This is a genomic window from Erythrobacter sanguineus (assembly GCF_900143235.1).
GTDB lineage: Bacteria > Pseudomonadota > Alphaproteobacteria > Sphingomonadales > Sphingomonadaceae > Erythrobacter > Erythrobacter sanguineus.
This window is the reverse complement of sequence record NZ_FRDF01000013.1, coordinates 80,432-100,174: the sequence shown is the minus strand read 5'-3', so window position 1 is coordinate 100,174 and position 19,743 is coordinate 80,432. Positions and strand designations below refer to the sequence as shown.

19 protein-coding genes, 1 tRNA gene and 1 pseudogene are annotated in these 19,743 nt (G+C 65.8%); 14 read left to right on the top strand and 7 right to left on the bottom strand.

All coding sequences use genetic code 11. The features are described 5' to 3' along the window. Nucleotides 1-31: 31 nt before the first annotated feature. Nucleotides 32-3,076, bottom strand: a complete 3,045-nt coding sequence (locus tag BUA05_RS11530) for an ATP-binding protein (RefSeq protein WP_158093712.1) — start codon at nt 3,074-3,076, stop codon at nt 32-34. A 120-nt stretch (nt 3,077-3,196) separates the two neighbouring features. On the opposite strand from BUA05_RS11530, the gene BUA05_RS11525 reads away from it, so the two are divergent. From BUA05_RS11525 to BUA05_RS11515, 3 genes are all read left to right on the top strand, one after another. Beyond that, a complete protein-coding gene (locus BUA05_RS11525; RefSeq protein ID WP_072675158.1) occupies nt 3,197-3,922 on the top strand; it encodes an energy transducer TonB in 726 nt (241 codons plus the stop codon). Nucleotides 3,923-4,025: 103 nt separating this feature from the next. Then, on the top strand, nt 4,026-5,069 hold the full coding sequence (locus BUA05_RS11520) for a mannose-1-phosphate guanylyltransferase (protein WP_072675157.1): 1,044 nt from the start codon (nt 4,026-4,028) through the stop codon (nt 5,067-5,069). Beyond that, nucleotides 5,069-5,890: a class I mannose-6-phosphate isomerase gene (locus BUA05_RS11515; RefSeq protein ID WP_072675156.1), complete on the top strand. Its 822-nt coding sequence runs from the start codon at nt 5,069-5,071 to the stop codon at nt 5,888-5,890. Before BUA05_RS11520 ends, BUA05_RS11515 begins: the two co-directional genes overlap by 1 nt. 14 nt (nt 5,891-5,904) lie before the next feature. On the opposite strand, the gene BUA05_RS11510 is transcribed toward BUA05_RS11515, so the two are convergent. The 3 genes from BUA05_RS11510 to BUA05_RS11500 are packed head-to-tail and all read right to left on the bottom strand — an operon-like array spanning nt 5,905 to nt 8,255. Next, nucleotides 5,905-6,204: a polyhydroxyalkanoic acid system family protein gene (locus tag BUA05_RS11510; protein ID WP_072675155.1), complete on the bottom strand. Its 300-nt coding sequence runs from the start codon at nt 6,202-6,204 to the stop codon at nt 5,905-5,907. A gap of 3 nt (nt 6,205-6,207) precedes the next feature. Further along, the gene (locus tag BUA05_RS11505) at nt 6,208-7,026 is read right to left on the bottom strand and encodes a hypothetical protein (protein WP_072675154.1); all 819 of its coding nucleotides are present in this window, start codon (nt 7,024-7,026) and stop codon (nt 6,208-6,210) included. Next, nucleotides 7,026-8,255 (bottom strand): toxic anion resistance protein, encoded by a 1,230-nt coding sequence (locus BUA05_RS11500; RefSeq protein WP_072675153.1) that lies wholly within the window; start codon nt 8,253-8,255, stop codon nt 7,026-7,028. Before BUA05_RS11500 ends, BUA05_RS11505 begins: the two co-directional genes overlap by 1 nt. A 215-nt stretch (nt 8,256-8,470) precedes the next feature. On the opposite strand from BUA05_RS11500, the gene BUA05_RS11495 reads away from it, so the two are divergent. Next, nucleotides 8,471-10,099: a TIGR00341 family protein gene (locus BUA05_RS11495; protein ID WP_245790181.1), complete on the top strand. Its 1,629-nt coding sequence runs from the start codon at nt 8,471-8,473 to the stop codon at nt 10,097-10,099. Between the two features lie 198 nt (nt 10,100-10,297). Beyond that, a pseudogene (locus BUA05_RS11490) lies at nt 10,298-10,582 on the top strand (GIY-YIG nuclease family protein). Nucleotides 10,583-10,763: 181 nt separating this feature from the next. On the opposite strand, the gene BUA05_RS11485 reads toward BUA05_RS11490, so the two are convergent. Then, nucleotides 10,764-12,515, bottom strand: coding sequence for a fatty acyl-AMP ligase (locus tag BUA05_RS11485; RefSeq protein WP_072675152.1), 1,752 nt, complete (start codon nt 12,513-12,515; stop codon nt 10,764-10,766). A gap of 142 nt (nt 12,516-12,657) precedes the next feature. Between BUA05_RS11485 and BUA05_RS11480 the strand changes: the two genes are divergently transcribed. From BUA05_RS11480 to BUA05_RS11465, 4 genes are all read left to right on the top strand, one after another. Further along, a complete protein-coding gene (locus BUA05_RS11480) occupies nt 12,658-13,299 on the top strand; it encodes a regulatory protein RecX (RefSeq protein ID WP_072675151.1) in 642 nt (213 codons plus the stop codon). Then, nucleotides 13,293-13,820 (top strand): DUF192 domain-containing protein, encoded by a 528-nt coding sequence (locus BUA05_RS11475; RefSeq protein ID WP_072675150.1) that lies wholly within the window; start codon nt 13,293-13,295, stop codon nt 13,818-13,820. Before BUA05_RS11480 ends, BUA05_RS11475 begins: the two co-directional genes overlap by 7 nt. Before the next feature lie 214 nt (nt 13,821-14,034). Further along, on the top strand, nt 14,035-14,463 hold the full coding sequence (locus tag BUA05_RS11470) for an NADH:ubiquinone oxidoreductase subunit NDUFA12 (RefSeq protein WP_072675149.1): 429 nt from the start codon (nt 14,035-14,037) through the stop codon (nt 14,461-14,463). A gap of 8 nt (nt 14,464-14,471) precedes the next feature. Next, the gene (locus BUA05_RS11465; protein ID WP_072675148.1) at nt 14,472-15,011 is read left to right on the top strand and encodes a DUF2155 domain-containing protein; all 540 of its coding nucleotides are present in this window, start codon (nt 14,472-14,474) and stop codon (nt 15,009-15,011) included. On the opposite strand, the gene aat is transcribed toward BUA05_RS11465, so the two are convergent. Continuing rightward, nucleotides 14,915-15,667: a leucyl/phenylalanyl-tRNA--protein transferase gene (gene aat, locus BUA05_RS11460; RefSeq protein ID WP_084662632.1), complete on the bottom strand. Its 753-nt coding sequence runs from the start codon at nt 15,665-15,667 to the stop codon at nt 14,915-14,917. The genes BUA05_RS11465 and aat overlap by 97 nt on opposite strands. 95 nt (nt 15,668-15,762) lie before the next feature. Here aat and BUA05_RS11455 point away from each other — a divergent pair. Then, a tRNA-Trp gene (locus tag BUA05_RS11455) sits at nt 15,763-15,838 on the top strand. Nucleotides 15,839-15,865: 27 nt separating this feature from the next. Here BUA05_RS11455 and BUA05_RS11450 read toward each other — a convergent pair. Beyond that, entirely contained in the window at nt 15,866-17,404 is a 1,539-nt protein-coding gene (locus tag BUA05_RS11450; RefSeq protein WP_072675175.1) for an alanine/glycine:cation symporter family protein, read from the bottom strand. A gap of 293 nt (nt 17,405-17,697) precedes the next feature. On the opposite strand from BUA05_RS11450, the gene secE reads away from it, so the two are divergent. From secE to rplK, 4 genes are all read left to right on the top strand, one after another. Continuing rightward, nucleotides 17,698-17,928 (top strand): preprotein translocase subunit SecE, encoded by a 231-nt coding sequence (secE, locus tag BUA05_RS11445; protein ID WP_072675146.1) that lies wholly within the window; start codon nt 17,698-17,700, stop codon nt 17,926-17,928. Nucleotides 17,929-17,995: 67 nt separating this feature from the next. Continuing rightward, complete coding sequence (gene nusG / locus BUA05_RS11440) at nt 17,996-18,532, top strand: transcription termination/antitermination protein NusG (protein WP_072675145.1); 537 nt, start codon at nt 17,996-17,998, stop codon at nt 18,530-18,532. Nucleotides 18,533-18,745: 213 nt separating this feature from the next. Then, nucleotides 18,746-18,943, top strand: coding sequence for a hypothetical protein (locus tag BUA05_RS11435; protein ID WP_072675144.1), 198 nt, complete (start codon nt 18,746-18,748; stop codon nt 18,941-18,943). A 365-nt stretch (nt 18,944-19,308) separates the two neighbouring features. After that, a complete protein-coding gene (rplK, locus tag BUA05_RS11430; RefSeq protein WP_072675143.1) occupies nt 19,309-19,740 on the top strand; it encodes a 50S ribosomal protein L11 in 432 nt (143 codons plus the stop codon). Nucleotides 19,741-19,743 lie beyond the last annotated feature (3 nt).

The window sequence follows — 19,743 nt, the reverse complement described above, 5'->3', positions numbered from 1 at the left end:
CCGGCTGCTTCTGGGCGCAGGGGCTGGGCGGTCAGCCCGCTGCGTGGCCAGCCTTGCTGCTCTGCCCATCGGCGGCACCATCGGCCTGTTCAAGCAATTCGCGGGCCAGCGCCTCGCGGGTATCGGGCGGCTGCTGGCTCGCCAGCGCCCGCTCCAGCGCTGCCGCATTCTCGCCCAGCGCGGCTTCACCGAACATCCCCGCACTCCCCGCCAGCTTGTGCAGCAGCCGCGCAATCCGCTCGCAGGCCTCATCCGCCCCCGATTCCGCAGCCAGCGTGCCATCGGCAAGCGCGGCGCGCACCGCCTCGACCGCATCGCGGCGCCGCGCCTGCCAGCGCGCGATCAGCCGGGGCGACATGGTAACAGGCGCAGCGCCTTGCCGATCAGCCAGCGACCCATCGCGCCCGGGCGTCTCGATGATCCGGGTTGGCAGCCAGCGTTGCAGCGCGCGCGCGAGACTGGCGAACCCCACCGGCTTGGCAAGGTGAGCCTGCATGCCCGAAGCGCGCGCGGCGGCGATATCTTCTGCGAAAGCGTTGGCGGTCAGCGCAATCACCGGCAGCAGGTCAGGCCCGATCCCCTCGGCCCGGATCGCGCGGGTGGCGGCATAGCCATCGCACCCTGGCATCTGCACATCCATCAGCACCAGATCGAACGGCCGGCCGCGCATGATGCTGTCGATCACCATCGCGATCGCCTCGTTCCCGTCATGCGCGAGCGCGACGTCCTGACCGCATCGTTCGAGCATCTCGCTCACCAGCATGCGGTTGATGTCGTGATCTTCCGCCAGCAGAATGCGCGAGGCTTTCGGCAGGTCGGCAGGTTCGATCGGGGCCGCATCTTCGGGCGGGCGTTCGGGCGGGGCGAGCTGCGCGGGCAGCACCAGCGCAAAGCGTGACCCTGCGCCCGGTTCGCTTTCAACCTCGATCCGCCCGCCAAGCAGATCGGCCAGCTGGCGGCTGATCGACAGGCCAAGGCCGGTGCCACCAAAGCGCCGGGCGACATCGCCTTCGCCCTGGGTGAAGGGGTGGAAGATCGTTTCCAGCCGGGCGGCGCTGATGCCGATGCCGGTATCGTCAATACCGACGCGCAGTTCGCCCGCGCTGATCCGGTAGGTCAGCCGGATTTCGCCCGTCTCGGTGAACTTGACCGCGTTGCCGAGCAAGTTGAGCACGATCTGGCGCAGCCGCAAACCATCAGTCAGCAGCCACGGGCGGTGCTGCTTGTCATCGCGGCATTCGGGCGCATCGCTGCAATCGCAGGCAAAGGTCAGGGTCAGGCCCTTTTTCTCGGCACTGAGGCGGTGCAAACCAGCGCATTCGGCCAGGGTCGCGTGCAGATCGACCGGCGCAAGGTCGATGGTGAACTGCCCGCTTTCGATCTTGCTGAGATCGAGCACATCGTTGAGCAGCATCATCATCGAACGGCCCGACTGCACGATCATTTCGGCATGGCGCCGCTGATCGGCATCAAGATCGCCCTGCAGCATCAGTTCGGTAAAGCCCAGCACGCCGTTCATCGGCGTGCGGATCTCGTGGCTCATGTTGGCGAGGAATTCCGACTTGGCCCGCGCCGCGTTTTCGGCCTTGCGCCGCGCGCGGGTGAGCAGCAATTCCAGCTCGACCCGTTCGGTCACATCGCGCGCGGCCACCACCACGCCTTCGCGCAGGCCCGTTTGGGGATTGCGGATGATCGCGCAGTCGGCTTCGAGAAACACCGGGGTGCCATCGGGATTGTCGCGAAACCGGCGATAGGTCACGCGCTCCTTGTCCGACGTGCCATCGAGCAGCCGGCCGAGCGCCAGCACCGCCCGGTCATGCGCGTCGGGATGCAGGCGCGCGGTCACCGGCTTGCCGATGAAGGTTTCGGGCGGCACCCCCATCACCTCGCGCACCGAGGGCGAGGCATAGGTGCACACCCCGAACAGATCATAGCGCAGCACGGCATCGGTGATGTTGTCGGCCAGCAGATCGACCTGCTCTTTGCCCGCTTCGAGCTGACCCATCATCCGGTCGCGCCCGGCAAGGATCGCGGCGACGGGAAGCCCGGTGAGGAAATTGGCGGCGATGAAGGCTTGCAGCAGGTGGAGCTGGGTAATGCCGCCCAGCGCAGCACCCGCAATCGGGCCAGCACCTTCCCACGTCATGATCCCGGCGACCAGCGCCACGCCGGTAACGTGCATCGCTGTCCCGAGGCTGCCGAGCCGGAAAGCGTGGAGCAGCGTGATCGGCTGGATCAGGAAGATCAGCGAATAACGCGCCTGCGAAAACACCAGAAAAGCGCAGGTCATCCCGCCCAGCAGCAGCGCCGCGCTTTCCCACCGCTGCGCCGGCGCGTGCGGCAGGCGGCCACGCACCCGGTCGATCAGCAGCAGCCCGGCTGGCACGATCAGGAGCATCGCCATGCTGTCCGTCACGAACCAGGTGGCCGTGGCTTCACGGATCGTGGCAAGATCGCTGCCCAGCACGGGCGCGACCAGCAGGGCCGAAAACAGCGGGCCGACCAGCCCCCCGGCCCACACGAAGCGCGCCAGATCTGGCAGGCGCGTCATGTCTCCGGCCTCGTCTCCCTCATGCCGACTGAGCGAGAGCACCACAGCGATCTCGATCACATTGGCGAAGGCAAAGACCAACGCGATTTGCCAGGGCAGCTGTCCCACCCCGTTGGCCGCAAGGCTGGCAAAGAACGCAAGACCGAGAAACAGCCATTCATTTGCGAGCCGCGCGCGCAGCAGGAACACCACGGCGCAGGCATTGGGCAGCCATACCGGGGTGATCGCGTCCCCGGCGCGGGCCAACAGCAGGCTGAGGCAGGCCAGCGCCAGAAAGCCCGTAGCCCCCAGCAGCGCGCCGATCACCGTGCGGCGATCAACCGCAGCATCGGCGATGCGCGACCCCGTCGGCACAGCCGAAAGGCGGCGCAACAGGCGCGCTGGGCCTGCGCCCAAACGCGCGGCGAGGTGCGTTGGGGCGGGAACCGGGGCCTTTGGGCGCAGATCCCCATCGACCGCTGCCGCATCGGCGGGATCGCTCCGGGTGTCCGGGGCCTGCGCCCCGGCGCCCGCATCACGGTGCATCGCGCGCTCGATCCTTGCGCTCCATCGCCAAAAACCATGCATCTGCTATAGGAAGATGCGGCAAGTTTCCGGCGGAACCTCGCCCGAAACGGACGCAATCGCGATTGACAGGCGACAGGCATGACAAGCCCCAAATTCCATTCCCGCCAGCGGCGTAAGCTTAGCCTCCCCTTGCTTGCGGGGATCGTGCTGCTTCACGTGGCGGCGCTTTATGGCCTTGCGCGCGCGCTGGCGCCGGATTTCACCGCCTCGGTCGAGCGTGAGATCGTTTCGGCCTTTACTGTCACAGTCACCGCGCCGCCCGATCCGCCGCCGCCCGAAAACCAGCCCGAGCCCGACGAAGGCGCACAGGGCGATCCGGGCCGCGACGCGGTGCCGCAGCCGGTGACGCAGCCGTCTCCCCCGCGAAACCTGCGTGAGGAGCAGGCCCGTCCGCGCGCGTCATCGACTGGCACCGCCACCCGATCGGGGGCGACCGAGGCGGGCGAGGGCACCGGGGCGGCAGGCAGCGGGCTGGGCACCGGCAGCGGCAACCGGGGCAGCGGGCGCGGCGGGGTGGCGGTGACGCGGCCGGTGCATATTTCCGGCAGCATCGACAATGCTCGCGATTTTCCGGTGCCTGATGGTGGCCGTGGTGCGCGGCAGGGAACCGAGGTGATCGTGCGGGTGATCGTCGGTACCGACGGGCGCGCGCGTGATTGCACCATCTTCCGCCCCAGTCCCGACCCCGAGGCTGACCGCATCACCTGCGAACTGGTCGAGGCGCGGCTCCGTTTCCGTCCGGCGATGGACGCTGCGGGCAATCCTGTCGCCGCGCCGTTCTTCTGGCGGCAACGGTGGTTCTGATGGCTCCGATCCGGGCCCTTAACGGCCCTTCCCGGCCCGTTCGGGCTGGCATGTGCGACAGGCTTGATATAGCGCGGGAAAACAGCAGCAAGGAACAAGACGCTTGAGCCAGATCCACCCGGTCATCCTGTGCGGGGGCAGCGGCACGCGGCTCTGGCCGCTCAGCCGCAAGGCTCTTCCCAAGCCATTCCTTCCGCTGGTGAGCGCGGAAACCCTGTTCGAACAGGCTGTTCGCCGGGTTGCGGGGGATGATCGCTTTGCCGCGCTGATGGTGGTGGCGGGCGCAGCGCACGGTGATGTCATCCTGGCGCAGCTCGGGGATGCGCCCGGTGCGCGGCTGGTGGTGGAGCCTTGCGCGCGCAACACCGCGCCCGCCATCGCGCTCGCAGCCGCGCTGCTGCCCGAAGACGCGGTGATGCTGGTCTGTCCGAGCGATCACCACATTGCCGATCCGGCTGCCTTCCGCGCGGCGGCGCTGGCTGCGGCAGAGCTGGCGCGGCAGGATTACCTCGTGTCCTTCGGCATCGCGCCCGACCGGCCGGAAACCGGCTATGGCTATCTCCAGCATGGCGATTCGCTGCCGGGCGGCTATGCCATTGCCCGCTTTGTCGAAAAGCCCGATCTGGCGCGGGCGCAGGAATATCTCGCCAGCGGCAATTTTAGCTGGAACGGCGGGATTTTCGCCTTCCGCGCCGGACATCTGCTCGCTGAACTCGCCGCCTATCGCCCGGAGATGGCGCGGCTTGTCCGGCAGGCCGTGGCCGAAGGGCGGGAAGACGGCGCGTGCTTCCATCCCGCAGCAGCGCCCTTTGCCGCGATTGCCGGGGATTCGATCGACTATGCGGTGATGGAAAATACCGCCCGCGCGGCGATGGTGCCGGTGGAGATGGGCTGGTCGGATATCGGCAACTGGGCCGCGCTGGCCGATGCGCTGGCGCAAACAGCGGATGATGATGGCAACATCGGGCGCGGCGGGCGGGTCGATCTCGATCAGTGCCGCGGCGTCTTTGCGCTGACCGATGGCCTGCGCATTTCGGCGGTGGGGCTGGAGGATGTGTGCATCATCGTGTCGGGTGACGAGGTGCTGGTCACCACCCGCGACGGCGCGCAGCGCGTCGGCAAGCTGCCGGGTGCGGTGAACCAGTGATGACGCCCGCGCGCCGGCTTCCGACCCGCATGGTCGCCAAGGTCTGGGGCCGCGATCACCTGCCCGCGCCCTTTGCCGCGCCCGAGGGTGAACGGATCGGCGAAATCTGGTTCGAGCCGCCGCCCGAACTGCCACAGGTGCTGGTCAAATATCTGTTCACCTCGGAAAAGCTTTCGGTGCAGGTGCACCCGTCCGACATGCAGGCCCTGCCGGGCGAGGCGGGCAAGGAGGAATGCTGGCTGGTGCTCGATGCCGATCCCGATGCGCGGCTGGCGATCGGGTTCGAGCGCGAGGTCGGTTCCGCCGAGATCGAAGCCGCCGCGCAGGACGGCACGATCGAAGGCCTGCTGACGTGGCATTCGGCGCGCGCGGGCGATCTGTTCTACCTGCCCGCAGGCACCGTTCACGCCATCGGCCCGGGCCTGTCGCTGGTCGAGGTGCAGCAGAACAGCGACACCACCTTCCGCCTCTATGACTATGGCCGCCCGCGCGAATTGCATCTCGAACGCGGATTGGCAGTGGCGCAAGGTGTGCCCTACGCTGAGGAGCATCGCGGCAGCGTGGCGGCGCGCGGTCAGGCGCTGATCGACGGGCCGCATTTCCGGCTCGACCGGGTCGAAGGTGCGCCCGACGCCGCGACCCATGCCGCCTTTGCGGGTGCGTTGCTGGCGCTGCCGCTGGTGGGCGCAGTGGTGTCACGGGACGGCGCGGCGCGGGCCGGGGCGGGGGAATGCCTCTACGCAGGAAGCCTCGCCAGCCTCGATTTCAGCGGGGCCGAAGTGACGTTACTGGTGCGGGCAGGACAGGTGCGGGCGGCCTAGCCACCGCCACCGGATCAGGGGGCGAGCAGGCGCGCGCCTTCTTTCTTCACCGCATGTTCGAGCGGGCCGCGCATCACGTTCAGCAGCATCGGCAGGTCCATGGTGATCACCACCGCACTATCGCCGATCTCGACTCCGCCGGGGATGGTGAAGCCCATGACTTCAGCGGTGATGCTCATGCGGTCTTCGCTCGGCCAGCCGGTTGTCACCTTGGCCAGGCCCGGGGGGAAGAACCCCGCGATTTCATCGGCATGGGCGCGCATCCGGCGGCGCACTTCCTCGCGCGAGAGATCGTGGGGCAAGGTGACGCGCATCGCTCAGCCTCCGCGCTTTGTTGTGGCCGGCGTGGCGGACAGATCGGGCAGCGGCACGCCGGTGTCGGGCATTGCGCGCATATCCTCCAGCGCCTCTGCCCCGCCATAGCGGTATTCGAGATAGCGGCTCTTGATCGCCAGATCGTCAAGCGCGCCTTCGGCCAGCCGTCGGGTGACGCGGTCGACCTCGCCCGAAAGCTTCGACAGGCTTTCGGTCAGGCGTTCGTCGGCGGTCTTGCCCGCGTGGGCTTCCTTGCGCAGCTGCGCGGGAATCTTGCGATAATTGTCGATGGTTTCGGGGATATATTCGCCCACCAGCTCGCGCACTTCGGCCATCGCCGGATGCGCGCCGTCGATGGTCTGTAATTGCAGGCCGAGCGCATCCAGCTGCACGCCCAGCTGATCGACGATCCCTTGCGCGGGCGGGGGCAGGGCGGGACGCTGCGCCTCCAGCCACAATTCGGTGCGCGCCACCATCTGCTGCGGGTTGCCCTGCGACAGCTCCGCGCGCTTGGGCACCTTGACCTTGGGGAAGCTGGAGAACACCGCGACGGCGATGGCGGTGGCGATCACCACTGCCATGACCCCCCAGAAGCCGATGCCGTTGACGAAGGCCCCGGCAATCCCCGCGCCGATCCAGATCGTGACGATGGCGATGGCGATGTTGCGTACCCGCTTCAGCAGGCTCTTCATCTTGATCTCGGCCGAACCTTTGCCGATGCTCCCACGCGCAGGGCGGTGCGTGCCGCCCTCGCGCTGCACCGCGAGGCTGGTCTTGGCTTCGCGCAGGATCCGGTCGGATTCGCGGGCACTGTCAGGCATCAGCTATCCAGCGCCAGCAACGAAGGCTCACTCGCGGCAACCTTGGCCTGTGCCTGCGCCTGGCCTTCGGCCCGAGCGATATAGCCTTTCGATTTCTCGACCTCGGCGGACAGCGTGGTCACCGTCTGCTTCATGCTGTCGAGCGCGCGGATCTTGAAGCTGTCGACCTCGTCCATCGTGTCATAGATGTTCTGGAAAGCGCGTTGCAGCGTTTCCAGCGGGATCGTGCTGGACGCCGCCTGTTCGTGGATCTGCGCGGTCTGTTCGCGCAGTAGCGTGCTGGTCGAATCGATGATGTCGCTGGTGGTCTGGTTGAGGGCCGTGATCTGGCCCAGCACCAGCCGCTGGTTGGTCATCGCCTGCGCCACGGTGACCGCCGTGCGCAGCGCGCCGACGGTGGTGGTGCTGGCGCGGTCGACGCCCTTGACCAGTTCGACATTGTTCTTCTTGACCAGATCGAGCGCGAGGTAGCCCTGTACGCTCACCGCCATCTGCGTGAGCAGATCCTGCGTGCGCTGGCGGACATAGAACAGCGCGGATTCGCGCAGCGCCTTGGCCTTGGCCGGATCGCTGCTGTCGAGTTCGAGCGCCTTGGCCTCCAGCCGCGCATCCAGCGTCTTGGCGATGTGGATCATCTGTTCCAGCTCGCCCATCGCGGCCCACAGCTTCTGGCGTTCGGTATCGATGGCCGCGTTATCGAGGTGGAGTTCCTTCTTCCCGCTTTCGAGCCGCGTCAGGATTGCGCTGATATGCCCCTGCGCGCTGGTATAGCTGTCGAAATAGTTCTTCAGCTTGTTGCCGAAGGGGATGATGCCCAGGATCTTGCGCGGGCCGGACAGCTTGCCCTTGCGGCCCGGATCTAGATCCTCGACCGTGCGGCGCAGTTCGGCCAGATCCTTGCCGACATTGCCGTCGGCATCCATCGCCCGCACCGGACGATCCAGAAAGCGGTTCGACATCGCGGCAGCGGCGCGGATCTGTTCCTGCCCCATGCGGGTGATCTGATCGACCTTCTCGCCGAATTCGGGCGAATTGGCGTCGGCCGAAACGAGATCGGCAACGAAGGCATCGACCTTGGTATCGAGCTTGCTCTTCTCCTCGGCGCTGACCGGCACCAGACCTGCGGCCTGTTCGGGCGCTACGTCAGGCACCGGGTCGGGCGCAGTAAGCGAGAACTCGCCCGACGTCATTGGCGCGGTTGCAGTCGCCGTTCTGGTTTCGGTGCTCATGCCTGTTTCGTGCTCCCTCATGTGCCCTGCGCCGCAGCGCCGGTGCGTCCCGACTGTATTAGTAATCTAAAACACGCCTTTCAAGATGGTCTGGCATGCTACTCCGGATTGCCCATGCGCGTCCATTGGCGCGCGCGATTATGGTTGCGCGCTTGGCAAGTGCCTGTCCGGCGGGCTAGTGGCGGTGCCATGACGATGCGCACAAAGGCAGGCGGATGAACGACAAGGCAGGCTCCACGGGATCGGCTCAGCCGGGCGCGGATATTGGCGCCGAAGATGTCGAGGCCGTCAAGGACGAAGGCGCCCAGCCGGCCGCGATGCAGCCGGCCGGCGTCGAACCGGTCGCGGCCGCGCTGGCAGAGCGTGCCTCTCTCGGGAGCGTGATCGAATCCTTGCGTGACTGGTGGGCCGAGCGGGTGATCGGCCAGGTCGATCAGGCCGAAGTGATCGAACGGCGGCGCGATGATTGCGCGATGTCCGAAAGATATCTGTTCATGACCGCGATGAGCGGCGGGATCGCCGTGCTAGGCCTGCTGCTGGGGTCACCCGCGGTGGTGATCGGCGCGATGCTACTGTCGCCGTTGATGGGGCCGATCATGGGGCTGGGCTTTGCGCTGGCGATCGGTGACTGGGACTGGGTCAAGCAATCGGCGCGCACCCTGCTGCTGGGCAGCCTGCTGGCGGTGCTGTTATGCGGGGCGCTGGTGTATCTTTCGCCGATCCAGACCATCACGACAGAGATCGCCGCACGCACCCGGCCCAACCTGTTCGATCTGTTCGTGGCGCTGTTTTCGGCGCTTGCGGGGGCCTATGCGATGATCCGCGGGCGCGAGGGCACGATTGTCGGCGTGGCGATCGCCACCGCGTTGATGCCGCCGCTGGCGGTGGTCGGCTTTGGCCTTGCGACTTTCAACTGGACGGTGTTCTCCGGCTCGCTGCTGCTGTTTGTCACCAACCTTTTGACCATCGCGCTGACCGCCTTTGCCATGGCCAAGCTCTATGGTTTCCGCACCGCTTTGAGCGCGCGCAACACCATCTTCCAGAACATTGCCTTGCTGACGGTGTTCGTGAGCCTTGCGATCCCGCTCGGGTTCTCGCTTCAACAGATCGCGTGGGAGACCAATGCCCAGCGGATCGTGCGCGATGCCATCCGCGAGCGGTTCGAAGGGCCGGCCCAGCTCGATGCGCTGGAGATCGATTTCTCCTCCGCTCCGATGGAGGTCAGTGCGATCATGTTCACGCCTGTCATCAGGCCCGATGCGGAAGGTGAGATCAACCGCGCGCTGCGCAGCCGGCTGGGCCGCCCGGTCGCGCTGACGCTGACCCAGACCCAGACCGAGACCGGCGCGGGCGCGGCCCAGCGCGCGCAGCTTTCCGCCACGAGAGCGCGCGAGGAAGCCGCCAATACCGCGCGCCTGCAGGCGCTTGCCACCCGGCTGTCGCTGGCGGCGGGGGTGCCCGAAACCGAGGTGCTGATCGACCGCAACCGTCGCCGCGCGCTGGTGCGATCACGGCGGCTTGGTGATGCCGGGCTGGATGCCTATCGCACGCTGGAACAACGCATCGCCGTGACCGAACCGGAGTGGACGATCGAGCTGATCCCCCCGATGGGGGTGCTTCCGGCGAATATCCCGTTTGGCGAGGACGGGCCGAACGCCCGGGGTAGCGAGGCCTTGGCGGTGATCGGCTGGGCGGCGCAGCGGCTGGATCGCGCCGTGGTGCTGAGCGGGGATCCCGACGCGACCGAACAGGCCGCCGAGAGGCTGCGCGAACAGGGCGTCAGGGTCGAGCTGCTGGCCGGCTTCGGACCGGTTCGCGCACAATGGGCCCCGGAAGGGGAGTAGGCCGGTCACGGGATCCGATGCAGGTTGCCGGTCGCCGCATGGACCAATGTTCAAGCTGGATCGGGCAGGGCAAGAAGCAGCGTCTGCTTAGCTGCGTCCTCTAAAAAAGCTGCCATTCAGCTATCGACCCCGGAACGGACTTTACCGTCATCCCAGCGAAAGCTGGGATCGCTCTGGCCCTCGTGCTAGCTCACGGCAATGGGCGGCTGGGTCTACATCATGACCAACAAACGCGGCGGCGTGCTGTATATCGGCGTCACCGCCGATCTGCCCGCGCGGATCATGCAACACAAGCAAAGCAAGGGTTCCGCCTTCTGCCGTCGTTATGGCCTTGACCGACTGGTCTACGCGTAGCCTCATGCCGAGATCGTGGCCGCCATCGCCCGAGAAAAAGCGATGAAGGCATGGAAGCGCGCATGGAAGATCGAGCAGATTGAAAAGAGCAACCCTGAATGGGGTGACCTTTTCGCGCAGATCCACTGACCGCCAGCGATCCCAGCTTTCGCTGGGATGACGAAAAGGGCAGAAAGCCACCCAACACCGGTCATCCCCTAGCTCAAGGCGTTTCGCCAAAAGCTGACTATCCGGCTGCTTATGCGTCAACGCGAGAGCTTATCGCCCAGGCGTGGCTTGGCTTGCTGGGGAACTGCGGTCTTGCCGCGCTCTAGGCCGCCAGCGAAATCGGGACGATCTCGCCTGCCAGATACAGCTTCTTGGCCTTGGCGCGGCTGAGCTTGCCCGACGAGGTGCGCGGCAGGGTGCGCGGCGGGACGAGTTCGACGATGCAGCTCATGCCGGTGACCGAACGCACCTTGTCGGCGATCTGTTCGCGCAGTTTCACCCGCTCGACCGGATCGGACACGCGGCAATGGACGAGCACGGCTGGCGCTTCCTCGCCGTTTTCCATCTCGATCGAGAAGGCGGCGATGTCGCCATGGTTGAAGCCGGGCAATTGCTCCACCGCCCATTCGATATCCTGCGGCCAGTGGTTCTTGCCGTTGATGATGATCATGTCCTTCGCCCGCCCGACGATGAACAGATAGCCATTGGCGGTATAGCCCATGTCCCCGGTGTCGAGCCAGGCGCCATTGCCATCCTCGCCGGGGACAAGGCAGTCGGCGGTCGCGTCTTCGTTGCGGAAATAGGAATGCATCACGCTGGGGCCGCGGCACCACACCTTGCCGATCTGGTGATCGGTGCGGCTGTGGCCGTCTTCTCCGCGAATGGCGACTTCCATGTCGGGCAGCGCCTTGCCGCAGTTCACGATGGCGCGGTAGCGGGCCGGGCGCGACAGGTCGCGCGGCGCGCCCGAGAGGCGTTCTTCCTCGACCAGTTCGACCCTTATGCCTTCGCCCGGCGGCATCACCGTTACCGCCAGAACCGCCTCGGCAAGGCCATAGGACGGGGTGAAGGACGAGGCCTTGAACCCGGCATCGGCAAAGGCGTTGACGAAGTTCTGCATCACGTCCGGGCGGATCATGTCCGCGCCGTTGCCCGCGATCCGCCAGCGCGACAGATCGAAGCGTTCCGCCACATTGCTCTGGCTGGAGATGCGGCGCGCGCAGATGTCATATCCGAAGGTCGGCGAATAGGACAGCGTGTTGCCCGGATTGCGGCTGATCACGTCCAGCCACGCCAGCGGGCGGCGCGCAAAGGCATCGGGTTTCAGATAGTCGCCCGACACCTGATTGGCGATCAGCGACAGGAAGCAGCCGACCAGACCCATGTCGTGATACCACGGCAGCCAGCTGACGCAGCGGTCATTTGCGCCCAGATTCATCGTGGTCGAATGGCCAAACAGGTTGTGCAGCAGCGCGCGGTGCGTCACCGCCACCCCCGTGGGGAATCGGGTCGATCCGCTGGAATATTGCAGGTAGCAGATATCGTCCGGGCTGGCGGTAGGCAGGACGCAATCGGGCGCTGGCCCTTGGGCGAAATCCTGCCAGCTTTGCGCTGCGCAACCCTGCCGTGCGGCAGCCGCTTCGGCCATTTCGGTGATTTCGGCCGGGTAGAGCAGGATCGTGGGATCCGAGCTCAACAGCTGCACCGCCAGCTGATCAATATAGCTTTCCTTGCCGCCGAAGGTGGTCGGCAGCGGCAGCGGCACCGGCCATGCCCCGGCATAGACGCAGGCACAGAACAGCGCGGCAAAGTCGGCCCCGGTCTCCGCGATCAGGGCAACACGATCATCCTTGCCGATCCCGGAGGCGACCAGACGGCGCGCCATCGCCAGCGCATCCTCGCGCATTTCGGCATAGGGATAGACCCGCGCCAATTCGCCGCGCATGTCGTGAAAATTAAGGCCCTTGCGGCTTCTGGCGGCATAGTCGATCGCATCATTGAAGGTCGCAAACTGCGCGCGGATTCGCGGCAGGTCGCAATCATTCGGCGTCGGCGTCAAAGCGGCGTCGGTCATAGTTACTAGCGATACCCGTCAGTTGCGGCGCTTTTGAAGGAAGTCTCCTGCTGCGCTCTGGCATAACCCCGTTGTGCCGGGCATAGTCCGGCTTAGCCCAGTTTTCCGCATTTGATAAGGAAAGTGGCACGAATAAGGCGAAATGGTTTCAGGTAAAGGGAATTCGTCATCCCGCGGTCGTGATGCCGGCGGGCGCAAACGGGCCAAGCCGCCGCTTGGCGAGGCGGAGTTGCGCGACCTTGCCTTGTCCTATGCCGCGCGTTTTGCCAGCACCGGGGCGCGGCTGGAGGCCTATCTCGCGCGCAAGCTCAGGGAACGCGGGATCGCCGCCGATGCCGATGGGCGCGAAGCGCGGATCGATATTCCCGCGCTGGTCGCCCGGCTTGTCGACCTCGGCTATGTCGATGATGCCGCCTATGCCCGCATGCGCGCACGCGATCTGGGCGCGCGCGGCTATGGCGCGCGGCGGGTCGAACAGGCGCTGTGGGCAGCGGGCGTGGATGAAACCATCCGTGCAGACATCGCGCCGGATGAGGCCGCGCGCCGCCGCGCGGCGATCCTGATGGCGCAGAAACGGCGGCTTGGCCCCTATGGCACCGGCGGCAAGGACGGGGCCGATCCGCTGGCCATCCGCAAGGCCCGCGAAAAAGCCGTTGCAGCAATGCTGCGCGCGGGCCACGATTACGACCATGTCCGGTTCATCCTCGATGCAGCTGGCACGGCGGAAGTGGACGCGTGGCTCGATGAAGCCGGCGACGGGGAAGGAAACGAGGGATCATGGTAAGGTTTTGGCTGGTGGCGGGCATGGCGGCCCTGACGGCGTGTTCGCCGGGCGAAGGGGCGACGGCGCGGGCGCAGGTGCCCGATGCGCCGATCAGCGATGCACCGGTGCGCGGCGAGGACGGGATCACGCGTCATCCGCTGTCGGGGCTGGAGGTGATCGATGTGGTGGTGGTGCGCGATGGCCAGCGCCTGCCCTTCCGGGTCGAACTGGCCGCGAGCGAGGCTGCCCAGGCGCGCGGGCTGATGTTCCGCGAGGAACTGGGCGATGACGAGGGAATGCTGTTTCCCTCCGACCCGCCGCAGCCGCGCAGTTTCTGGATGAAGAACACGCCGCTGTCGCTCGACATCATCTTCATCGGCACTGATGGACGGATCAGCAATATCGAGGCCGATACCGTCCCCTATTCGCTGGCGCCGGTGCGTTCGGTCGGGTTTGCCACTGCCGTGCTGGAACTGCGCGCGGGCCGGGCGAAGGAATTGGGGATCATGCCGGGCGACCGGGTGATTTGGGAGATACCTTGAGTTCCGCAGCCCATCCGGGCTGCGAAATCCTCGCTCATGCGCCCGAATGTCGGGTGTCCGGCCTGCGGCCGTTCAGCTTCGCTTGCCCTGAAGGTGCCCGGAGCGGAGCGGAGCAACAGCGCCGAGGATGTGCCTGCGGGGGCGGGCGCGCAAACAACAACCTCCGCACAATCCATATTGGCGCACGCCTGCTATTCCGCTAGGCGCGGGGACTATGGGAATCCTCGGCAAAATTTTCACCTGGTGGGACGGTGCCACCATCGGCACGCACCTGTGGGCCAGCCGCGCAGGCGGCGAACATGTCGGCACGGATGCGGCGGGCAACAAATATTACCGCGCGAAAGGGCGAGGCGGGCCGAACACCGGCTCCTACACCCAGCGGGAAAAGCGCTGGGTGATGTATGCCGGCGCCAATGATGCCAGCCGCGTGCCGTCCGAATGGCACGGCTGGCTGCACGGCACCTATGATGACGTGCCCGAAAGCCACCTGCCGCCGGCCAAGGTGTGGGAAGTGGATTACACCCCCAACGCCACCGGCACCGCACAGGCCTATTTCCCGCAAGGCGCGTTGGAGCGCGGCGGCAAGCGCGCCCGTGCGGTGGGCGATTACGAGGCGTGGAGTCCTGGCGGCACCGAAGGCTGAGGCGCGCGATGCGGCTTTCCCGCCTTGCCGCGCCTCTTGCTTGCGCTCTGGTTCTCGCGGCCTGCGACAATGGAGCCGCGCCCGAGGCCGCCGATCTTCCGCTCGATCAGGCAGAGCCCGCCGCCGCGCCTGCCGCTGCGCCCGCGCCGGGCGAGGCCGATGATGACGGCGCGACTCCGATGGATCAGCGGGTGGCGACGCTCGGCCTGCTCAACAAGCGCAACAATGTCTCGCAGGACATTACCCTGAAGCCCGGTGAAACCGCCGAGATCGGGCCGGTAATCATCCGCCTGTCGGCCTGCGAGCGCACCGCGCCGTGGGAATTGCCGCAGGAAACAGGCGCCTTTGTGCAGGTCGATATCCGCGAGCGCGGGCAAGGCCAGCACGCCCGCGTCTTCTCCGGCTGGCTGTTCCGCGAATCGCCCAGCCTCAATGTGGTCGAACACCCGGTCTATGATGTCTGGGTCAAGGATTGCACGATCCGCTGGCCGGGCGAGGCGGCTGCGGCTGCACCCGCCCCTTCGCCGACTCCGTCACCCGCGCCATAGGCCGCGCCGTCGCTGAAATGGCGCCACGCCGTGCCGATGCTGGTGCGCGGGCGACCATGGGCGAATTCCACCATGCGGCGATACTCGCGCTGCGGAATCTCGATCGCGCCCATGCTGCGCAGGTGTTCGGTCATGAACTGACAATCGAGCAGCGCGAAGCCCGCCTGTCGCAGCAGCGCCACCAGCCACGCCAGCGCGACCTTGCTGGCATTGGGAACGCGCGAAAACATGCTCTCGCCGCAGAATACCCGGTCGAAGCTGACACCATAGAGCCCGCCGACCAGCGCGCGGGCGCCGTCATCGCCCTCCAGCCAGCATTCGGCCGAATGGGCATGCCCGGCGCGGTGCAGGCCGACATAGCTGTGGACGATGCGTTCGCTGATCCAGGTTTCGGGATGATCCTCGCGCGGGTCGGCGCAGGCGCGGATCACCTGTTCGAAGGCGCGATCGACCGTGACCGTGATGCGGTCGGCGCGCAGCACCTTGCGCAGGGATTTGGACAGATGCAGGCCATCAAGCGGCAGAATCGCCCGCTCGCGCGGTTCGACCCAGAACACCTCGGTATCCTCGCGCCGGTCGGCCATCGGGAAAATCCCGCTGCGATAGGCAAGCAAAAGGGTCTCGACTGGGATCGGGGGGCGCAAGGGAGAGTGCATGGCTGCCACGCAGAATACACGCAGCGGGCGATTGAGGCAAAGAGGATTGCCTATCCCGGGAGCCTTCGATAAAGGGCACCGCTCCAACGCGCTGCAGGGGTGTAGCTCAGCTGGTAGAGCATCGGTCTCCAAAACCGAGGGCCACGGGTTCGAATCCTGTCACCCCTGCCAGGCGCGTCGGATTTCCCTCCGACCTCGTCAGTATTCCTCCGGCTCTTCGGGTGTGTCGGCGGTGTGGTCTTTGCCGGCTGTGCGGTCGCCCCGCGCCAGTGCGAAGACCACACCTGACAGCATCAGCAGCGCCAGCAGGTTGGGCAGCGCCATCGCCGCGTTGGAGATGTCGCCCAGCCGCCAGACCAGCTGCGAAGGCTGCGTTGCCCCGACATAGATCGCCACGCACCACAACACGCGCCAGCCGATATGCAGCAGCTTCTCGCCGCGGCGGGTTGCGCCCGGGATGCGGTCATACAGGAAGGTGATCGCCCGTTCGCCGTAATAGCTCCACGTCAGCAGGGTGGTGAACACGAACAGGATCAGCGCCACCGATGCCACCAGCGTGCCCAGCGGGATACCCGCGACCGGGAAGGGGAAAGCCGCAGCAAACGCGCCCGAGGTGGTGACGAACCCGCTCATCCCGGTGGTGCCCAGATCGGACTGCCACACGTGTTCGACCGCCTGCCCCTGATAGGTGAAATCGCCCTGCACGGTCAGGATCACCAGCGCGGTCATGGTGCAGATCACGATGGTATCGATGAAGGTGCCCATCATCGCCATGCGGCCCTGCAGTTCGGGATCGTCGGTCTGGGCAACGGCATGGGCCATCGCGGTCGAGCCTTGCCCCGCCTCGTTCGAGAACAGCCCGCGCGCCACCCCGGCTCTGATCGCAAGGATCAACGCGGCCCCGGCAAACCCGCCGCTGGCGCTCTGGAAATTGAAGGCCCCGGCAAAGATGCGTCCGAAAGTCTCCGGCAGATCGCCGAAGTTCAGGATCAGCGCCGCCAACGCCATGACGATATAGGTCGCCGCCATGAAGGGAATGACCTTTTCAGCAACGGTGCCGATCGACTTGATCCCGCCGATGATGACGATGAACACCGCAACCGCAACCACCGCGCCTGCAAACCAGCGTTCCCAGCCGAACAATTCGTTGAGACCGCTGGCGACTTCGTTGGCCTGAATCGAATTGCCGGTGACCAGCGCCGAAAACAGCGTGCCGAGGCAGAACACCACCGCCAGCCATGTCCACTTGGGGCCAAGGCCCATCATGATGTAGCTCATCGGGCCGCCGCGATAGACCCCGTCGCTGGTGCGTTCGCGGTAACGGATTGCAAGGCTGCCTTCCGCAAAGGCCAGCGCCATGCCGAACAGGGCCGTGATCCACATCCAGAACACCGCGCCCGGCCCGCCCAGCGCGATGGCCGTGGCGACGCCCGCCAGATTGCCGGTGCCAACCTGCCCCGACAGCGCGGTCGAAAGCGCAGCGAACGGGCTGATTTCGCCCGCGCCCTGTCCCTTGCGGGACGTGAACAATCCGGCAAAGGCGCTGCCCAGTTTGACGATGGGATAAAATCTCAGGCCGATCATCACCCACAGTCCGATGCCCAGCAGGATGATCGTCATCGGCGGGAAGGGCAGCAGTTCGACCCCGTTCCAGGTGCCCGCCCAGATGAAGTCCGAGACATTGGTGACGGGCGCGACCAGCCGTTCTCCCAGCGTCAGCGTGCTGCCTGCTGCCATTTTGATGTGATCCCCGAAATTGCGGCCTGAACGACCGATCTGTGTCAGGCCGGGCAAGCTAGAGGCCGCATGTGGCCTTGCCTAGCCCTGTCGGCGCGCTTTTCCGCATTGCTGCCTTGGCGTGATGCGCGCGCATGATCTTGCAATTGCTTCAGCCTCCGCGTAAGGAGCCTTCGTCTTCCTGACATCGGCAATCATCCAGCCCCTCCGGCGACCTTGTCCCGGACGGCGCGGCCCCCTACCTGAAAGCCGGCTGGCGAAGACGCAGGCACTACCGAAGGAACGAGGCTCAGATGGCCGAGCAGAAGAATGTGACCGAAGAAAAGAAGCGCAAGACCTCGGTGGCGGAATTCGTCAACCAGGTGCGCGCCGAAACCGCGAAGATCGTATGGCCGACCCGTGAAGAAACGGTGCGCACGGCGATCTTCGTGTTCATTTTCATGGTCATCCTGTCGCTGTTTTTCCTCGCCATCGACAGCGCCTTTGGTGCTGCGGTGCGCGCCGCGGTCGGCCTGCTCAAGTAAGCTTCCCATCATGCGGGGGATGGCCGTGCGGCCGCTTCCGCCAGACGTCATTTCGCAAGGATTTCGCATGGCTCGCTGGTACATCATCCACGCTTATTCGGGTTTCGAGAACAAGGTCCGCGACGCGATCATTTCCGAGGCCGACCGGCTCGGCCTGTCCGACGGGGTCGAGGAAGTGCAGGTCCCGACCGAAACCGTGACCGAGGTCAAGCGCGGCAAGAAGGTGCAGGTCGAACGCAAGTTCATGCCCGGCTATGTGCTGGCGAAGCTCAACATGACCGATGATGTCTATCACCTCGTCAAGAACACCCCCAAGGTCACCGGCTTTCTGGGTTCAGGCAACAAGCCGCAGCCGATTTCGGAAAAAGAGGCTTCGCGCTATTTCGGCGGTGTCGCCGAAGCCCAGTCCGCGCCCAAGCGCGACATCAGCGTCGATTACGAGATCGGCGATTCGGTCAAGGTGCTGGACGGGCCGTTCGCAAGCTTCAACGGGATCGTCGAGGAACTCGATTTCGACAAGGCCAAGGTCAAGGTCGGCGTGTCGATCTTCGGCCGTGCAACCCCGGTGGAACTCGATTTCGAACAGGTCGAACTGGCGAAATGAGTTTTTCGCTCGCCCTCCGGGCGAGCGTCCTCGGCGAGTCCTTGTTGCCCGATCGCTGCGCTACTTGAGGGCGGGTTGTTGCCCTACCGCTGCGGTGCTTGAGAGCGGGTTTCCTGCGCTTCGCTCCGGGCGCCTGCGGGCGGGCGGTCGCCCTTGCGGCCTCTGGCGAGGCCGTTCCAGCGCGATTGTCTTGGTGGTGTTCAGACCCGAACCATGAAAACCAGCCCCGGCATCTGTCAGCGCAAGCGCCGCTTCGCGACCCGCGAGGAGGCCGATGCGGTGGCCTTGCGCGCTGATGTCACCTTGCGCGCCTACAAGTGCGCCTTGTGCCGTGCGTTCCACCTCACCAGCCGCACCAAGGGACTGCGCCCTCCTTCCTCCGCACAGCACAGCCCATCAGGGGAGGCATAGGGTCTGCCCTTGCGCAGCGCGCAGCAGCGGTTTCCTACTCCACCGGGCCGAACTAGGCTTGGCCCCATGTCCGCTTGCGCCGCCCATTCGTTCGTTCGCTTCCGGCAGGAGCCGTGTGCAGCGGGGGCGAGTTTTCTGTCTCTGGACAGTGTCTCATGTGTCTCCAACACGGAGGCGGCGCAAGGCCTTGTGGGCGGGTTGCGGCTTGCATCGCCTGCCAGATCCGCTATGCGCGCGCCTTCGCTGGCCCTCGGGCGGGCGATTCCGTGCGGGAGCCGCTGCAATGCACAAGCAGGGGCGCTGGACCGCTTAACATGAGTCCGGATGGAAACAGCCGGGCAATAGTGCGACAGGAGTAAGGCCACATGGCCAAGAAAATCGAAGGCTATATCAAGCTGCAGGTGCCCGCGGGCTCTGCCACGCCCTCGCCGCCGATCGGCCCGGCGCTGGGTCAGCGCGGCGTGAACATCATGGAATTCTGCAAGGCGTTCAACGCCTCGACGCAGGAAATGGACAAGGGCATGCCGATCCCGACCGTGATCACGGTCTATGCGGATCGTTCCTTCACCTTCATCACCAAGACCCCGCCGGCGTCCTACTTCCTGAAGAAGGCAGCTGGCCTCAAGTCGGGCTCGAAGGAGCCGAGCAAGGTGATTGCGGGCAAGGTCACCCAGAGCCAGATCAAGGAAATTGCCGAGGCCAAGATGGCCGATCTCAACGCCAATGATATCGATATGGCGATGCGCATCATCGAAGGCTCTGCCCGTTCGATGGGCCTTGAAGTGGTGGAGGGCTGATCT